The organism is Microcoleus sp. AS-A8 (assembly GCA_039962225.1).
In the GTDB taxonomy this organism is placed as follows: Bacteria; Cyanobacteriota; Cyanobacteriia; order Cyanobacteriales; family Coleofasciculaceae; genus Allocoleopsis.
In genome coordinates, this window is sequence record JAMPKV010000034.1 from 1 (window position 1) to 17659 (window position 17659).

Consider the following 17659-nt stretch of genomic DNA (forward strand, 5'->3'; position numbering starts at 1 on the left):
GAGCGCTCACAAACAAGCTGAGGAAACTCTCCGCGAGCAAGCGGCAACCCTGCAAAATCAGCAAAAATGGCTGGAATCTGTGCTGAACTTCCTGCCATCTCCACTGCTTCTGATTGAACCAGGAACGGCACGAGTCACGTTCGCCAACCAAGCGGCGGATGAAATGGCTGGGGGCGAATTTCCCAAAGATAAACCCAGTGAGGAGTACCACACCGTCTACTACTGCACCGACGCCAAGGGAGAGCGAATCCCGGACGAGCAGATGCCAGGAGTGCGGGTGGCGCAAGGTGAGCGTCTAGACGGGTTTGAAATGGATTGGCACACACCTAAGGGCATACGCTCTCTAATCGTGTTTGCCGATACGTTAGTGCCAATGTACGGTCATCCAGCGACCTGTGCATTGGTATTCCAGGACATCTCTGAGCGCAAGCGGGTAGAGAAAGCTCTGGAGGGTCGCCTACAACAGCAGGCCGTCGTAGCCCAATTAGGTCAGCGTGCGCTCTCCGGTATCGAGCTTTCCACACTCATGGATGAAGTTCCCATGCTTGTGGCTCAAAGCCTTGATGTTGAGTATTGCAAAGTTTTAGAACTCCTTCCCGATGGTAAGGCTTTGCTCCTGCGATCAGGTGTGGGTTGGCATCCAGGGCTTGTAGGCCATGCCACAGTGGGCAGCGAAACCTATTCGCAAGCTGGATACACCCTGCTTTCCAGCCAGCCCGTGATTGTTGAAGATCTCCGGAAAGAAACGCGGTTTAACGGGCCTCCACTCCTGCACGACCATCAGGTCATCAGCGGCATGAGCGTGATTATCTACGGGCAAAACCGTCCGTTTGGTGTGTTAGGAGTACACACAACCCGAAAACAGAAGTTCAGCCAGGATGACATCAATTTCATCCAGGCTGTTGCTAATGTGCTTGCTATAGCAATTGAGCGCAAACGAGTAGAAGAAGCCTTGCGGGAGAGCCAAGAGTTGTTCGAGCGCTTCATGAGCCACACTCCTGTAACAGCTTTCATTAAAGATGAACAGGGGCGCTTCGTTTACGTCAACTCACTACTTGAGCGTACCTGGAATCGCCCGTTAGCTGATTGGTTGGGTAAGACAGATTTCGATTTATTTCCAGCAGAGCAGGCAAAGCAATGGCGGGATAATGATACAGCTGTCCTGGCTGGAGGCAAGGCGGTACAGTTGTTAGAAACGTCTGTAGACCAAGACGGCGTCCACTTTTGGTTATCCTTTAAGTTTCCCTTCATAGACGCCAGGGGGCGACGGTTTCTTGCAGGCATGTCACTTGACATCAGCGATCGCAAGCGCTTAGAAGATAAGCTGCGGCAAAGCGAAGCTAAGTTTAGGCGTTTGTTTGATGCCAATATCGTTGGGATTATTTTCCCGGATTTAAGTGGCAACATTTTAGACGCCAATGATGCTTTTTTAGAAATGGTAGGCTACACGCGGGAGGATTTGCGAGCAGGAAGAGTGCGTTGGGATACGATGACCCCACCCGAATATAAACCTCTCGATGAGCTATCCATCGAAGAATTGAGAACCTCTGGAGTATGTACTCCATTTGAGAAGGAGTACATTCGCCAGGATGGTAGCCGCGTTCCCGTTCTGCTCATAGGTGCGCTGTTAGAGGGGGAGCGAGAGAGAACCGTCAACTTTATCCTGGATTTAAGCGATCGCAAACAGGCTCTTGCGGAACTCCGGGAAAGTGAAGCACGATTTCGCAATATGGCAGATACAGCACCCGTCTTGATTTGGATGTCTGGCACTGACAAGCTCTACACGTACTTTAATCAACCCTGGCTAGATTTTACCGGACGGACGATGGAACAAGAGTTTGGTAATGGTTGGGCTGAAGGCGTTCATCCCGATGATTACCAGCATTGTTTAGACACCTACGTGAATGCGTTTGATGTCCGCCAAGCGTTTAAGATGGATTACCGCCTCAGACGTTTTGATGGCGAGTACCGTTGGATTTTAGATACAGGAATTCCCCGCTTTACACCCGATGGTCACTTTCTCGGCTACATCGGTTCCTGTATCGATATTAGCGATCGCGTATTAGCTGAGGAAGAAGTCGTTAAACTCAACCAATCTCTCAATCGCCGCATTCATGAGCTAGAAACCTTACTGGAAGTCATTCCGGTTGGGATTGGTATCGCGGACGATGCTCAATGTCACCATATTCGGGCGAATCCCGCTTTGGCTCGGATGTTGAGGATTGCCCCAGAGGATAATGCTTCCCTGAGCGCTCCAGAACACGAAAGACCTGCAAACTTTAAAGTTTACAGTAATGGTCGAGAACTCATGATGGATGAACTCCCCATGCAGTATGCGGCGGCTCATTGTGTTGAAGTTTTGGAGCTGGAAGTTGATATCATCTATGAAAATGGAGAGACTGCCCAATTTTTAGAATACGCTACACCATTTTTTGACGAACAGGGTCAGTCCAGAGGATGTGTTGGGGTATTTTTAGACATCACGGAGCGCAAGCAGGCAGAAGCGCAAATCCGCCAACTCAACGAAAGCCTTGAACAACGGGTTAAAGAGCGCACCGCCCAACTCGAAGCCGCTAATCAAGAACTAGAATCCTTTTCCTATTCTGTTTCCCATGACTTACGTGCACCCCTTCGCCATATCAGTGGTTTCGTAGATTTACTACAAAAAAAAGCCGCTACCACCTTAGATGAAACGAGTCTGCGTTATCTGGATATTATCATTGAAACCACGAAACAAGCCGGAACACTCATTGATGACTTGCTCTCATTTTCTCGCATGGGGCGCACGGAAATGCGCTACACGAGGGTCAACATGACTCTATTGGTACAAGAAGTTAAGCGCGACATTGAACAAGATATCGGTGAGCGTAATATAACTTGGCAACTTGAGGAATTGCCCCAAGTTTATGGCGATCCTTGTATGTTACGCTTGGTCGTCCATAATTTAGTCGAAAATGCGGTTAAGTACACCTCAAAACGCGATCGCGCTGAGATTAAAATTGGTAGCACCCAAACCGAGCATGAGTTCGTCTTCTTCGTTCGAGATAATGGCGTAGGATTTGACATGCGCTACGTCCACAAACTGTTTGGTGTATTTCAACGCTTACACAGTGTCCAAGAATTTGAGGGAACTGGAATTGGATTGGCTAATGTCAAACGAATTATTGACCGTCATAACGGTCGAATTTGGGCAGAAGCTGTGGTTGAAGAGGGAGCGACTTTTTACTTCTCACTTCCTCAAGTAAACCACAACAATTGAAGGTTTGAAAATTGAAAGAAGTGAAAATTTGCCCAAATTTGTCAAAATTGAAGTAACCTGATAAAGTGCAATTTTTAAATGGACAATTCTCATCTTTTTTAAAAAATATAAATGCATGAATTAAAGCGAATTTTGCTAGTTGAAGATAGCCCTAACGATGTCGAATTAATATTGACGGCGCTCTCAGAAAATTGTTTAGCCAATGAAGTGGTAGTGGTGCGGGATGGAGAAGAAGCGTTAGACTATCTCTATCGGAAGGGAGTTTTCAAATTGCGGATGGAAGGCAATCCGGTGGTTGTACTTTTGGATTTGAAGCTGCCTAAAGTCGATGGACTGGAGGTTTTAGCACAAATCAAATCTGACCCCGAACTCAAGGCTGTGCCTGTTGTTGTTCTGACTTCTTCTCGCGAGGAGCAGGATCTGATCAACAGCTACAACTTAGGAACGAATGCCTACGTCGTGAAGCCCGTCAATTTCCATGAATTTGTTGACGCCATCAAGGAACTGGGGCTGTTCTGGGCTGTGGTGAATCAGCCACCTCCAGGATCGGTTCCCTCCCGACGCACTATTTAATTCAGTTTTAGGTAAACAACGCTTAGAAATGCTGCGTATCCTCCTGCTCGAAGATAGTCTGCTCGATACAGAGCTCATCCAGGCGTATTTGACCAACGGAGGGATTGAGGGTGAGTTAGTGCAGGTTGAGACGAGTACTGACTTTCAAAACGCCTTAAAAACAAGTTTTTTTAACTTAATTCTCTCCGATTATTCCCTGCCAGCCTTTGATGGTATTGCAGCTCTGGACATAGCACAAACCCTTTGCCCGGATGTACCTTTTATCTTTGTTTCAGCTACCCTCGGCGAGGAACTCGCGATTGAAACCTTAAAAAGGGGTGCAACTGATTACGTACTCAAACAACGTTTAGAGCGACTGGTTCCAGCCGTAAAGCGGGCGTTGCGTGAAACTCAGGAACGGGTTGAACGTCAGCGAACTCAGGAAGAACTCCGTCAACTGACAGCCGAGTTAGAACGACGCGTAGAGGAACGAACAGCGCAGTTAGCCCAGGCGAATCAGTCTTTACAAGCGGAAATTGCTGAGCGCCAGAAAACCGAAGAACGCTTGCGACTTCTGGAATCGGTAGCAGTTACGGCGAACGATGCCATTATGATTACCGAAGCAGAACCGATTGACGAACCCGGACCTCGGATTATATATGTCAATCAGGCGTTTACTCGGATGACGGGATATACGAAAGAAGAGGTACTCGGTAAAACGCCACGGATTTTACAAGGCCCCAGAAGTGAGCGTACCCAGCTCGATAAATTCCGCTCTGCGTTGAAACAATGGCAACCCACGGTGGTGGAGTTGCTCAATTATCGTAAGGATGGCTCCGAGTTTTGGGTGGAAATTAGCATTGTCCCCGTCGCCAATGCAGAGGGATGGTATACCCATTGGGTTGCCGTGGAACGGGATATTACCGATCGCAAACGCGCAGAAAACGCTCTACGCCTTTCTGATCAAATCTTGCAGCAAATGCCCGATGCTGTTTTACTCACCGATCTGGAGCTTAACATCCAGAAATGGACGGGAAAGGCAGAAGAGTTGTTTGGCTACACCGCCCAAGAGGCGATCGGCACAAACGCAACTTTTCTCCTTCGCTCCGATATCACCGCCACCATGACGGAGAGGATTATTAAAACCATTCAGGAAACAGGTACCTTCTGCACAGAGATGATTTGCCGTCGCAAAGATGGCTCTGAGGTGCCCATCGAAGCAACGGGGAAAGCCCTCTACGACGCGACAGGATTGCCTGTCGGTTTCCTGAGTATCAATCGCGACATCACAGAGCGTAAACGAGCTGAAAAACAGAAAGAACAGCTTATTCGGGAACAGGCGGCTCGTCTGGAAGCAGAGGTACAAGGACTCAAATCGGCCTTCTTAGCAGAGGCGAGTACGGTTCTGGCTTCCTCCTTGGACTACGAAATTACCTTGGCAAGTGTGGCGAAGTTAGCCGTTCCGTTTATCGCTGACTGGTGCGCTGTCGATATTTTAGAGAAAAACCAGACAATTCGTCGTGTGGCGATCGCCCATCTCGATCCGGCGAAAGTGGAGCTAGCCTGGGAACTCAACCGACGCTATCCAGAATGCTTTAATGGGTTAGCGACTCTATTAAGGACAGGAGAATCTGCGATTATCCAAGGGGTAGCGCCAAAGGCGATTGCTTCCGAGATTTTGGACTCTGACTTAGTTGCTGTGGCTGAAGATGCCCAACATCTGCAAAGCCTACGCGAACTCAGCTTAAAGTCCTATATCGTGGTGCCCCTGGTGGCTCGTGGGCGGACTCTAGGAGCTATCACCTTTGGCACGGCTGAGTCCGGGCGTCACTATAGTTCAGATGAACTCTCTGTGGTGGAAGATTTAGCGTATCATGCCGCGATGGCAGTGGATAACGCACAGCTCTATCGGGACGCTCAAGAAGCGCGACGAATTGCCGAAGAAACAGCTCAACGCACAGCCAGCCTGCAATCACTCACCGCCTCCTTAAGTGAAGCGCTTTCCTTGACGCAAGTGGGTGAGGTTGTTGTCAATCAAGGCTTGGCAGCTTTGAACGCAAACGCGGGTTTTATTGCACTTTTGAGTGAGCGCGATCAAACCTTAGAGTTAGTGAATACTCTCGGCTATCCTCAGGAACTACTTAAAAATTGGAACCGTTTCTCGCTCACGGCTGAAGTACCCATCGCGGATGCCGTTAAGACAAATAAAGCCATCTTCATCGAATCCCGCCAAGTCTTGGCTGAACGCTACCCACACCTGACCAGTGAGTATACTGATAGTCCGCATCATTCCTGGGCGGCTATCCCCTTAAATGTTGATGGTCATACATTAGGAGGGATTGGGTTTAGCTTTCTTCATGCTCAGACGTTGACGCCAGAGGACTGCGCCTTTATCCAGGCTCTAGCGCAGCAGTGTGCTCAAGCAATTGAACGCGCCCGCGCTTACGCTGCTGAACGACAGGCACGAGCCGATAGCGAAGCGGCGAACCGGATGAAGGATGAATTTTTAGCCACGCTCTCCCATGAGTTACGCACACCCCTGAATGCCATGCTGGGATGGATGCAATTGCTGCGAACCCGGACGTTCGATCCGGTTAAGATGGCTCAAGCGTTGGAGACAATCGACCGTAATAGCAAGTCCTTGGCGGCACTGATCGAGGATATTCTGGATATCTCAGGGATTATGATGGGCAAGCTTCAGCTCTCGGTTGCTCCCTGTGAACTAATATCCGTGATTGAAGCCGCGATTGAGACAATCCGTCCAGCCGCTGAAGCAAAGCTGATTCAAATTGACTGCTGCCTCGACGCCTCCGCTCAACTCGTTTGGGGCGATGCCAATCGCTTGCAGCAAGTGGTTTGGAATTTACTCTCGAATGCCGTCAAGTTTACTTCCAAAGGAGGGCGTGTCGAGATTAGGCTGGAGCGAGTGGAACAGGTGGAACGTTCTGTGCAAGAGTTGCAGGTTGAGGGGAACCATCCACGAACCGTTACCCAGGAAACCGTCAACACTGACCCACTCACTCGTGATCACCGGATTCCTAAGCCCGCTACTTCTTCTATAAATAGTGGGTTTCCATCGGAGTGCCAATCCCCGTCTGCCATGGGGTCAGGAGTCACTGATCACAGCTCACTGGCTCAAGTTTCTAACTGCTATGCCCAAATGCGAATCACCGACACTGGGAAGGGAATTTCTGCGGATTTCCTACCCTATGTGTTTGACCGTTTTCGTCAAGAAAACAGCAGCAGTACTCGAGCTTACGGTGGATTGGGACTTGGTCTGTCTCTGGTGCGCTATCTTGTGGAACAGCACGGCGGTACGGTTGAGGTATTCAGTCTAGGTGAGGACATGGGATCAACGTTTACTGTGCAGTTACCACTTTTGGTGCCACAGCTAGCTGAAGATAGACAATAACAGAAGTCCTCCCCTGAAGGAGGACTTCCGATTAAACCCAACTTGTCTATGGTTAGGGTCTTTATTTAAGCTGACCCCATTGGAAAAATTAAACCCAACTTATGTATGGTTAGGGTCTTTATTTAAGCTGACCCTATTTGCAGTTTCATGCTCAGGGTCTTTATTTAAGCTGACCTTTGTTAACTTTCGTTAATTTTACTGATAAAACTTAAACTTTATCAGTCGTCCTTTATACAATTTTTAAAATTTTTTTATTTTTGAGTGTATCCAGCGGTGCTAAGAAATCACTGACACGATTAAATCACGAATCGCTAGTGCCGTGGCAGGTGCGAGGAGAACCCCGTTCCGATAATGACCTGTCGCTAATAGAACATTGTTGTAACCGGGCAGTTGACCAATGATGGGAGCAGGACGCCCTTCGGGACGAGGACGATGGCCTGACCAAGTGCGAAGAATCGTGGCTTGGGCTAAAGCCGGACAAAAAGCCATGGCTTCCTGCCTCACTTGCTCCAGCAAGGTCGGTTGTGCCACCACATTTCCAGTAGCATCCGGAAACTCAACCGTCGCCCCGACCCAGTATTCCTGTTCACCGATTGGTACGATATGGACATCATTCCCCGTAATCACGGGTTGGAAATCCGGATGCCCCAAGGGATGCTCAACCCGCAGATGCAAGGCTTGACCTAAAACCGGTCGGATATCAATCGTTTGCTCTAATGCCAGGGTGATTGGGGTTGAACCCAATCCAGCCGCCACCACGACAAAATCTACATCAATTTTTCCGACCTTAGAGTGAAGCTGGGTACATTCTCGCGTCGCACTGTTATCTAGCACCTGAGACTGCACGTCTTCGACTGCCACACCAAACTCAAAGGTAACGCCGTTGCTCTGTGCTGCCGTTACCAATGCTTGGGTGAGAAGGGTTGGGTCAACTTGTCGGTCTTGGGGAGAATAGATGGCACCGACGATATTATCAGGATGCAATTGAGGGCAATGGGATTGTAATTCTTGTGCATCCCAGATTTCTAGTTGCCAACCTTGGGACTGGCGAGTTTGGACTAACTCCTGCCTAGAGGCCAAGTCATCTCCGGCAAAGCAGAGTTTGACGATGCCACGCCGATTAAAGGAAATCGGACGCCCAGTGAGTGCCTCTAATTCAGGAATCAAGGTTTCGTAGCGCTGCATACTCGTTTGCCGCAACTGCCACGCCCTGCCTTTTTTTTTACTAATCACACCCATCAGGACGCCCAAGGCGGCACCTGTAGACTCTCGTGCCGGGTATTGCCGTTCCAGAACCGTGATTTCTAAGCCACGAATGAGACTCAGTTCGTAGGCGATAGCTGCCCCAACAATACCACACCCAATGATGGCAACTCGGCTCATTGGCTTTATTCAGGAATTAGTTGTAAGAACGCATCAAAGTCTTTGATGGCGAGTCGGTAATTGTCTACGGCTTTCTGATAGTTGCCTTTTTCAGTGGCAAGGTCAATATTCTCCAAACGAGTAAACAAGTCTTGTGCCGCCTCTTTCGCTGCCTTTTGCTCTTGGGGCAGGAGTTCGCGAGTGATATAGCTCATTTTCTGCCGCAGTTCGCCGAAGGGGCCGTGAATAAATGAACCGACCTCTGTCCAGTCGCGGTTTTGAATGCTGGTTGCCAAGTTGGGCATTGTCTCGCGCAGAGCCGTTACGGTAGAAGCATATTTCTGAATCTGGGCAATCTTGTCAGGCGTGTAGGTAGGTGGCTTTGTGGCTGTAGGGCTACTACAGCTAACTAAAAACGTCATCACCAGGGTCAGCATGACAGCCAGAAGTGATCGGTAACTTTTCTTAAGCATTTGTTTCTTAATCCACCAACTAATCAGAGAATTTATGGGGTTTTGCCTGCAATATACCTCAAAATCGCTGGTTTTGCTTACTACTCCTGTAGGATTTGCAGGATTTACCCCGCTTGTCTCAGTCGGGAGAGTATACCTTTGGAGCTATTTGGCTGTTGAGGTGTTTTTGTTGTAATTCAGGGAATTTAAACGGACTTAACAATATCTATTAAAGAGATTTTTATGCCAAAAGAGATTTTTATGCCAAAATACTTGGTTTGCTCTTTATAATAAGAAATAAAATAATTTGACATCTTTAAAATCATGGATGAAGGTCATTCGTTTTCTATATCTTTTCACCAAGGCGAAGTAAATTTTCCTTACAGCCTGAAAATTCATGTGAACCCAGTGAGTCAAGATGATTCCTCTAAATACTCCTATCATTTTATCGCTTTCAATAAGGATAATCACGGGAATCCTAATATTAAGTTCATTCCAGCCTTTTTTGCGGCCTTAACTTATTTACAATATGATGCCAATTTTTCGGGTTTAGAATTTAAATATCTTGTGCCTGATGAGAACGAAACAGAAATTTATTTTGAGAGGATAGTTCGTGTCGATAACCCAATTTTTGATTCGCTGCTGGTTACCGGATATGTGGGTAAGGATGAAGTTGTAATCAGTAGTCTTTCCTGCCCGCCTCAAAGAGAAACAGAAGCGCAAACACAGTAAGTTTTCAATCAGCTTTGTGAATAAAAATTGTTTTTCTCAGTGAGTACTATTGCTTGGGTTGAATATAATCTAAGCCAGTACAAAAGTAAATGAGCAGTAGACATGTTTGGGAAATAGGGACTGAAACAATGCGAAATCGTTTTTATCCCTATTTTCATCCTTGACTGTGAGCTTTTGCTCATGGTCGTCTCTTGCAAAAGTCAACTTCCCGTACTCTTATGAGAGCCGGCTCAATCCCTTTGATATGAGCGAATATTTCTTGCTCCCGTACCACCCCTCTCGTTCTCCTCTAAAAGGGGAGAAGGCAGAGGACGAAGCCTTTTATCCACGGGAGGGATGGGGAGGGTGTTTCCAGCATTAGACACTCTTGTCAAGGCTGACAACGAACAAACAAAGCACGATAAACCGGCTCACCTCGTGAGAGAGTAGAGATTTCTCGCTCAGTTGCAACTGGCAGAGGATTACTAGCTAGCCAAAGCTCAGCACCCTGTTTTTGGAAAGCTGGATGAGCCTCAAAGCGATCGCACATTTCCACCGCTACTGCCTCCACATCCGATTGCAGAAAAACCTCTCCTCCATCCATCAAATAAGTCGATAGAGTATCGACTAATTCGGGCTGCACTACACGTCGTTTGGCTTGTCGTTTCTTAAACCAAGGGTCAGGAAATTGGAGTGTAACACGCCGCAATGTCCCCGCTTCAAAAGACTCCAACAGGGGTTTTAAGGAATTATTGACGTTGGCAAACAAATAGTAGAGATTTCTCAACCCCAACTCTGAAACTTTAGCATTAGCCTGTTCTACTAATGGCTCCCGAATTTCTAATCCCAAAAAATTCCAATGGGGTTGTAGTGTTGCCATACTCAACAAAAATTCCCCTCTGGCACAGCCAATATCCAGATGTAAGGGTTGAGCCGATTGAGCATAAACACGATCCCAAATCGGGGGTTGCACCGGCGTTTGGTATTTCTTACTCAATGGATTGACGTGTTGACGAACTCGGACTTTTGGCAACGTTTATACCTCCTGTATTACTACTGATTTTTCCAGTGGCGCTATACTTTATGAACTAAACTTAATCCTAGACTCTTCTCTTAATTTTTAATAATATATTGCTGGCTCAAGGGTTAGCACTTATGTTCCTGAAAATCTAATAATCCTTCCCAATTTAAGCATATTTTTGAGCATAAAGTGATAAGAAAAAATAAGATTTGCTATTTAAGTGCAACAAGAACAAGGGAATGAGGGATAATTTTAATTATGCCTTGCATGGATTTTAATAAAGTTTATATCATGGGTCTAAATTTTCGCTTTGCGGTAGTGAGCGACCCGCACATCGGGCTACCTCATACCATTTGGGATCATCCCAATCGGTTCCATTTAGTGGAAGTTAGTATTCCAGCCCTAGAGCTGATTATGGAACACTTGAAGCAGCAAAATATTGATTTTCTGCTACTACCTGGAGACTTAACTCAGCATGGTGAAAGAGATAATCATGCCTGGTTGCAAAAGCGGTTGAGCCAGTTGCCTTTTCCGGTGTACGTGGTGCCAGGGAATCATGATGTTCCAAATCTACTGCCGAATGAACACTCGATTGGATTAAAAGACTTTCCCTACTATTACCATCAATTGGGCTATGACAATCCAGACCAGTTGTACTACACCACTGAAATCCTACCGGGAGTCCAGTTAATTGGGTTGAATTCCAATCAATTTGATGCGTCGGGTAAACAATTGGGGTGTCTCGATGAACAGCAATTAGTCTGGCTTGAGCAAGTACTGCGAGAGAGCGAGGATAAGTTGGTACTGGTCATGGTGCATCACAATGTTGTAGAGCATCTACCTTATCAATCTCGCCATCCCATGGGACGGCGATATATGTTGGACAATGCTCCGGCGCTGCTGAAAATCCTCAAGCAGGCTGGGGTAAATTTGGTGTTTACGGGTCACTTACACGTTCAGGATGTCGCCTACCATGAGGGCGTCTACGACATCACAACTGGTTCTCTCGTGAGCTATCCTCACCCTTATCGGATATTTGAGTTCAGAACGGACGAGCAAGGACAACAATGGTTACAGATTGAGTCTCATCGAGTGACGTCAGTGCCCGGTTGGGAGAATTTGCCCCAGAAATCACGAGAATTAATGGGCGATCGCTCCCATCCGTTCATGCTGAAACTTCTCACCACGGAGCCGTTAAACTTACCCCTAGCAGACGCTGAAAAACTTGTCCCTAGTCTGCGCTACTTCTGGGCTAACATTGCTGCCGGTGACTCCCTATTTGATTTCCCAGAGTTCTTCCCAGAAGCTCGCCGCTACTTCGAGGCATTTAGCGCGATCAGCAGCGACGGTGAACCGGCTCTGATCGACAACCATACGACGCTGTTATTGAAATGAAGGTTGAAGTTGGTAGGTTGAAGGTTTGAAAAGAGTTGCAGGCTTGAAGATTAGCTGTAACTTTCAACGTTCAACTTTCCAACGTTCAACGTTTTGAACGGCAAATCCCAAAAACTGAGGTGTAGCCATGCAGAAACGTGCTACCACCCACGGGGCCAATTTCACCGTTACAGAAGAAGCCACTGAGTTGAATGTTACTCAAGTAGCGACCAAACAGTTGGGAATCAAAATCAGGCTTTCCGTAGAGTCCTTTTCCCCGACCTAGGCAAGAAAACATTAAAGCACCAGCCGCCTCTGAAGTAACAGAGGTATCCTTTTGATAGCGATGGAGGAGCAGTTCTAAGTCTTCCTCGGAGGTACGGGCATCCCGCAGGTGGAACTGGATACGCTGACCGGGTCGAACGCGATCGCCAATTGCGATCGCCCCCACTCTGGGATCGACGCCCAACAAGTTGCGAATCAGAAAGTCTCCGTGACCCAGTTGTTGCTTAAATTCATCGCGGGCAACACCGACAAACAGAGAATGCTGTGCCAGTTGTCGGTCTTCCTCACTGAGGCTTTGCAGTAAATCTCGCAGAACTTCCAATGGGCGACGGGACTCAATCTCGCTGCTGGTCTTCTCGACGTTATCCTGTGTGGCTAATTCCAACACAATATTCCGCTCACAGGCCGTCACCTGATACGTTTGACCAATCGGACGACAACCTTGAGCCACAATTGTTTCTAAAACAATATTGCCGCTCAAAGCGACTCCAACGGTGCCCTCGCGGTAGAGTTTATAGTTACAAAATAGGGCACTTTGCACACCCATCGCGCCAGCACTGGTCATTCCTCCTACCTTGCTTGACCCTGGATAGGCAAAATCCAGCCCTTGCAGCAAATCATTGATGGCGGAAAAGGGGTCTGCTAACAAAATAAAGTGAGGTTCTTCCTGGGGTGCAACACCAATCAAATCCACCCAGGTATTGGGGGGACTATCTAGGTCGGGTAAGCCATCTCCAGGGATGTGAAAAGCTTGAACCTGAACATCAGGCAGGTGAGCCAAGCTGAGACTCAGAGCCGGTTCTCCCTCGATTTCTTGGGTTTCACCTTGGGAGTTCATACCGATAATGCCGCTACCCCCACAGCCAATGATCACTGGCACCGACAACTGCTCTCGCAGTAAGGGCATCAGTCGAGAATACTCGCTGGCATAGGCAGACGAGATAAACACCAACCCTAAATCAGGTGTGGCGGTCAACGACTTTTGGACGCGGTCTACCACTTCCGCGATTGCTGCTTCCAAAGATGGACAGGTAGATAAGGCATTTGCCCACTGAATTGGATTAGCCATTGGTTTTGCCGAATTCAATCCCGATGCCGATTTTTGCCCTTAGGAGTTGGCAGGCGGTTTAAGCCTTATGATAGCGCTACCAGGGGCAACTCTATAAGGTAAGGTTAGATACCGAACACATGCCTTTATCCTGACAGGGCGACTGAATGGCTAGCGATTGTGCTTCACATAAGTTAATATGTAGGCAGTGAAATCAGTTAAGTCTGTAAGAGACGAACTGACCGTCGGCAGGCAAAAATTGGCACAATCTTAAAAAATCCGGATTAATCGGGTGATTAAGAACCCAATTGGCGCTAAGACTAGATTAATCATGATTCCCTCTCGACTAAGCAACTTGCTGTACTTAAGTACAGTACGCAGGAAAAGGTAAGGAAATGAGCAACAACATTGAAGAAAAAATCCAACAAGAGCGCGAAGCAGCTAGAGCTGCTTGTGATGTAAACGGTGCAGATTCCGGAGCCTGTGCAGCAGCGTGGGATGTAGTAGAAGAACTACAAGCTGAAGCCGCGCACCAACGCCAAAAAGCTCCCAAGAAAAACGCTTTTGAGCAATATTGCGACGCTAACCCTGACGCCGATGAATGTCGGGTGTACGAAGACTAAGATTCATTGCCTCAAGTCAGCTTCAGTTGGTTTAGGCACATCAGCCAATGGGCGCAAGTAGCTGGAACTCCCAATCTGAGGATTCCAGCTATTTGTTGTAAAAAAGGGGCTTGATACTGGGGGTAGCACACGAACACAGCCGAATGCTATCCAGCCAGATAGGGGGAAACCTGCCCCTACTGGCATAACATAGATAAAGGTCTTTTCGGCAACGAGCAATGCAAGACGAACTTCTTCGATCCCTAGTTTGGACAGACTACCGATTAGCAGTTTTGATTACGGTGATCATCCCGTTGATTCTGCTTATTTGGGCTTTTGTTCAGAAAGTGGATTCGATGGTACGCCTATTGATCATCTACTGGCGTGTTGCCAGTCTCTTGGCGATTACTGTTTACCTATTTATTGCCGGTTTGCCGCTTGGTTTTGTTTCGGGTTGGTTCGGTCGTATCCTAATTCCCATTGCCCTGTGGTTTTGGGTGGATGTGAACGAAGATATTGAGGATCAACCGCAGCGTCCTTTAAAGTTGGCACTGACATCATGGCGCTGGGCTATTACTGCATATTGTATCTTGGGCGCTTTAGCAAGTATTCCCTTTCTTAGCTGTGCCTTTTTGGCAGGGTCAGTCAAGACGCCTTTTTGTCAAGTTTGGTTAGGGCCACCCTTGTTATTCAAACAGTATTTCCATAACGATTCCAGACCGGGATTTCTCGGTTTTCTGGGAATGACAGGATTAATCGTCTACGTCCTTTACTTAAGCTATTTCGTCCTGATTCGGCTGGGCAAGCAAGGGCGTTCAGCAATGGAACAATAAGTACGCCATACATTGAGTAGCGATTCGCATGACTAATTCCATGGGGCGGCGTCTAGAGCAATACACGATTAAGCGTCCACAGGAAGTTTTGATTGTCACGGTTGAAGTAGATGGGGAAGAAGACCAGATTGCGATTTTTAAAGGATTTTCCAGTTCTTTGATGCGCCCAACCGCTTTTGATCCGGATATCCCTGTCCTACCTCCAGAAGCACACATTGTCTCAATTGACCGAGTTGCCAGTCCTTACAACCCTGATGCGCCTCGCTATCTTCAGCAAGGTCTGACTTGGGACACAATGCAACCGTTCCTATCAGAAGCTGGGGTGTGATATCCTCCACGCTTCCTATCCCCGATTCCTCTGAGTGACAGAGGAAAGATTTTACACAAACTTTATACAGTCGCCAACCATCTATACTATCCCTTGATAAAAAGCTCTCTACCTTTAGACATAATTAGGGATAGTTAACCAAACTAACCCTAGATGAGAGCGAAAACCAAAATGATAGCTTTTCAGGACGCTTCTACGACCCCTAATAGCCAGTTTAACGATCAACCCCAATCAGGGATTTTATCTGAGAGATTCGCTATTGTCTTCTGTGGTCTGGGTGTAGCTTTGTTTGCTATCCCTATCTTAGTAGTGCTTCAGGTTCTGAGCGGTCTGTACAGGGGAGGCGTTTCCGTCTATCAACTCCTCAGTGGCTCCGAAGTTGGCAAGCTCGACGATATTTGAGTCGCTGTCACTAATCACTAATTTTTAATAGTTTGCCCAGAAACAAAGCTAGGTCTGTGAAAGCTTTTAGCTAATAGCCTCCTAAGGTATATCTTCCATATACTTAGGAAGCACAGCAACGGATAAAAAATTTTATAACACCAATAAATTAATTTTTTAAGATTAAATTTTTTCCGAGCTACATCTGAGATGAATTGGATGGAGTGACACAAACCTGTAGGATGACAACGACAGGCCCTAGGGATCAGAAGCTATTTAGATAAAATCTTCCCTCCCTTCCTCATCCTCACTAAAACTCCGGTCATCTCCGGCGGCGGTCATCTGTGATTGCCCACTTCTCTTCCTTGTTTCATTCATGGTCACCTCTTCCCTGAGAGGGATCGAGAGTAACAATAGGGGAACTCTATAGTAGAAAGTGCTATCCTCCACATTGAGTGTGTTGTGTGAGGAAAATTGGTTTATGGTTACATCCCCAGTCCGGACTCAGGGCTTCTCTCGTTTAGAGGTATTGCCTCGACATCAGCAGGCATCCTCGACCAGTGTCAGCCTTGGGAGTCGGTCTCTAACGCTACCGACGACTGCCTTATTTGGCACCGATGGCATTCGGGGACGAGTAGGAGATTTACTCAATGCCGATTTAGCGTTACAAGTTGGTTTCTGGGCCGGTCAGGTATTGCAAACACAGACACCTGCACTTGGCCCCGTGATTGTGGGACAAGACTCGCGAAACTCCAGCGATATGTTGGCAATGGCACTGACAGCCGGTCTCACGGCAGCCGGTTTAGAGGTGTGGAACTTGGGGTTATGCCCCACTCCTGGCATTGCCTATCTCACCCGTATGACGGATGCGATTGGAGGAGTGATGATTTCTGCCAGTCATAACCCACCAGAAGACAATGGAATTAAATTTTTTGCCTCAGAAGGGACAAAGCTACCAGTCGCGTTGCAAAAGCAGATTGAAGCAGGCTTGAGAGGTTTTTCTGGAGAGGCGATTCCCGCTAATGTGCAGGGACAGTACTACTATCGACCTGAATTGCTCACGAATTATGTGGAATCGCTGCGTCATCCTCTGCAAGAGGTGACCGATTTACGCGGTATGCGGGTTGTGTTGGATTTGGCTTGGGGGGCGTCTGTAGCGCTGGCAGATCAGGTGTTTACTGAGTTAGGGGCAGAGGTGATCTGCTTGCATCACGAAGCGGATGGTGATCGCATTAATGTTAATTGTGGCTCGACTCACCTCCAGCCTTTGCAAGAAGCGGTGCGGCAGTATTCAGCTGATATGGGTTTTGCCTTTGATGGAGATGCCGATCGCGTCATGGCGGTCGATGCCAAGGGTCGGGTGATCGATGGGGATTACATTCTCTATTTTTGGGGTCAAGCCTTACGACAAGCCCAAAAGCTGCCGGGAGATTTAATTGTGGCAACCGTCATGGCTAATCTAGGCTTTGAACGAGCCTGGAATGAGTTGGGCGGTTCCCTGGTACGAACGGCGGTGGGCGACCAGTATGTTCAGGCGGAAATGCAGCGCACTGGAGCCATGCTGGGTGGTGAGCAGTCGGGACATATTCTCTGCCATCACTACAATATGACGGGCGATGGGATGTTGACGGCTTTACATTTGGCGTCTTTAGTGCGCCAATCGGGAGTGCCTTTAACTCAGCTAGTGGATCAAAGCTTCCAACCCTACCCCCAATTGTTACGGAATGTACGAGTGGAAGACCGCGAACGCCGACTGAACTGGCACAATTGTGATGCGGTGAATTCCGCGATCGCACAAGCGGAGGCCGCAATGGCAGGTCTTGGACGCATTCTCGTCCGCGCTTCGGGTACAGAACCGCTGATCCGGGTGATGGTAGAAGCCGAGTCGGCTGACGTTGCCGAACATTGGACATCTGAATTGGTTCGAGTCGTTCAGCAACATTTAGGTTAGGGTTTTTTACCCTTGGAAATGACCGAACCCACTCCCTGATGAAAGGGAAAGATTACAGGGTGCAGCTATTCTAAACAGCATGTATGCG

Annotated in this window: 14 protein-coding genes; 10 read left to right on the forward strand and 4 right to left on the reverse strand. The window is 47.8% G+C overall.

Translation table 11 applies throughout. From position 1 onward, the window contains the following. The first annotated feature begins 79 nt into the window (after positions 1 to 79). The 3 genes from NDI48_29200 to NDI48_29210 all read left to right on the forward strand — a co-directional run bounded on the left by NDI48_29200 (position 80) and on the right by NDI48_29210 (position 7223). Entirely contained in the window at positions 80 to 3259 is a 3180-nt protein-coding gene (locus NDI48_29200; GenBank protein MEP0835242.1) for a PAS domain S-box protein, read from the forward strand. Positions 3260 to 3370: 111 nt separating this feature from the next. Next, the gene (locus tag NDI48_29205; GenBank protein MEP0835243.1) at positions 3371 to 3832 is read left to right on the forward strand and encodes a response regulator; all 462 of its coding nucleotides are present in this window, start codon (positions 3371 to 3373) and stop codon (positions 3830 to 3832) included. Between the two features lie 28 nt (positions 3833 to 3860). Continuing rightward, complete coding sequence (locus NDI48_29210; GenBank protein MEP0835244.1) at positions 3861 to 7223, forward strand: PAS domain S-box protein; 3363 nt, start codon at positions 3861 to 3863, stop codon at positions 7221 to 7223. 276 nt (positions 7224 to 7499) lie between these two features. Here NDI48_29210 and NDI48_29215 read toward each other — a convergent pair whose 3' ends face one another. Both NDI48_29215 and psbQ read right to left on the reverse strand, forming a co-directional pair. Then, positions 7500 to 8606 (reverse strand): FAD-binding oxidoreductase, encoded by a 1107-nt coding sequence (locus tag NDI48_29215; protein MEP0835245.1) that lies wholly within the window; start codon positions 8604 to 8606, stop codon positions 7500 to 7502. Positions 8607 to 8611: 5 nt separating this feature from the next. Beyond that, on the reverse strand, positions 8612 to 9058 hold the full coding sequence (gene psbQ, locus NDI48_29220; GenBank protein MEP0835246.1) for a photosystem II protein PsbQ: 447 nt from the start codon (positions 9056 to 9058) through the stop codon (positions 8612 to 8614). A gap of 303 nt (positions 9059 to 9361) precedes the next feature. Between psbQ and NDI48_29225 the strand changes: the two genes are divergently transcribed. After that, entirely contained in the window at positions 9362 to 9769 is a 408-nt protein-coding gene (locus NDI48_29225; GenBank protein ID MEP0835247.1) for a hypothetical protein, read from the forward strand. A 370-nt stretch (positions 9770 to 10139) separates the two neighbouring features. Here the strand turns inward: NDI48_29225 and trmB are convergent, their stop codons facing one another. Then, positions 10140 to 10781, reverse strand: coding sequence for a tRNA (guanosine(46)-N7)-methyltransferase TrmB (gene trmB / locus NDI48_29230; protein MEP0835248.1), 642 nt, complete (start codon positions 10779 to 10781; stop codon positions 10140 to 10142). A 279-nt stretch (positions 10782 to 11060) separates the two neighbouring features. Between trmB and NDI48_29235 the strand changes: the two genes are divergently transcribed. Continuing rightward, positions 11061 to 12164: a metallophosphoesterase gene (locus NDI48_29235; GenBank protein MEP0835249.1), complete on the forward strand. Its 1104-nt coding sequence runs from the start codon at positions 11061 to 11063 to the stop codon at positions 12162 to 12164. Between the two features lie 85 nt (positions 12165 to 12249). On the opposite strand, the gene NDI48_29240 is transcribed toward NDI48_29235, so the two are convergent. Beyond that, complete coding sequence (locus NDI48_29240) at positions 12250 to 13497, reverse strand: FIST C-terminal domain-containing protein (GenBank protein MEP0835250.1); 1248 nt, start codon at positions 13495 to 13497, stop codon at positions 12250 to 12252. Positions 13498 to 13871: 374 nt separating this feature from the next. Here NDI48_29240 and NDI48_29245 point away from each other — a divergent pair, with 374 nt between their 5' ends. The 5 genes from NDI48_29245 to glmM all read left to right on the forward strand — a co-directional run bounded on the left by NDI48_29245 (position 13872) and on the right by glmM (position 17571). Next, a complete protein-coding gene (locus NDI48_29245; GenBank protein MEP0835251.1) occupies positions 13872 to 14099 on the forward strand; it encodes a Calvin cycle protein CP12 in 228 nt (75 codons plus the stop codon). Between the two features lie 218 nt (positions 14100 to 14317). Then, the gene (locus tag NDI48_29250; protein MEP0835252.1) at positions 14318 to 14911 is read left to right on the forward strand and encodes a DUF3177 family protein; all 594 of its coding nucleotides are present in this window, start codon (positions 14318 to 14320) and stop codon (positions 14909 to 14911) included. Positions 14912 to 14939: 28 nt separating this feature from the next. After that, positions 14940 to 15239, forward strand: coding sequence for a hypothetical protein (locus NDI48_29255; protein MEP0835253.1), 300 nt, complete (start codon positions 14940 to 14942; stop codon positions 15237 to 15239). Between the two features lie 171 nt (positions 15240 to 15410). Next, complete coding sequence (locus NDI48_29260; protein MEP0835254.1) at positions 15411 to 15641, forward strand: hypothetical protein; 231 nt, start codon at positions 15411 to 15413, stop codon at positions 15639 to 15641. A 460-nt stretch (positions 15642 to 16101) separates the two neighbouring features. Continuing rightward, on the forward strand, positions 16102 to 17571 hold the full coding sequence (glmM, locus tag NDI48_29265; GenBank protein MEP0835255.1) for a phosphoglucosamine mutase: 1470 nt from the start codon (positions 16102 to 16104) through the stop codon (positions 17569 to 17571). Positions 17572 to 17659: the final 88 nt, after the last annotated feature.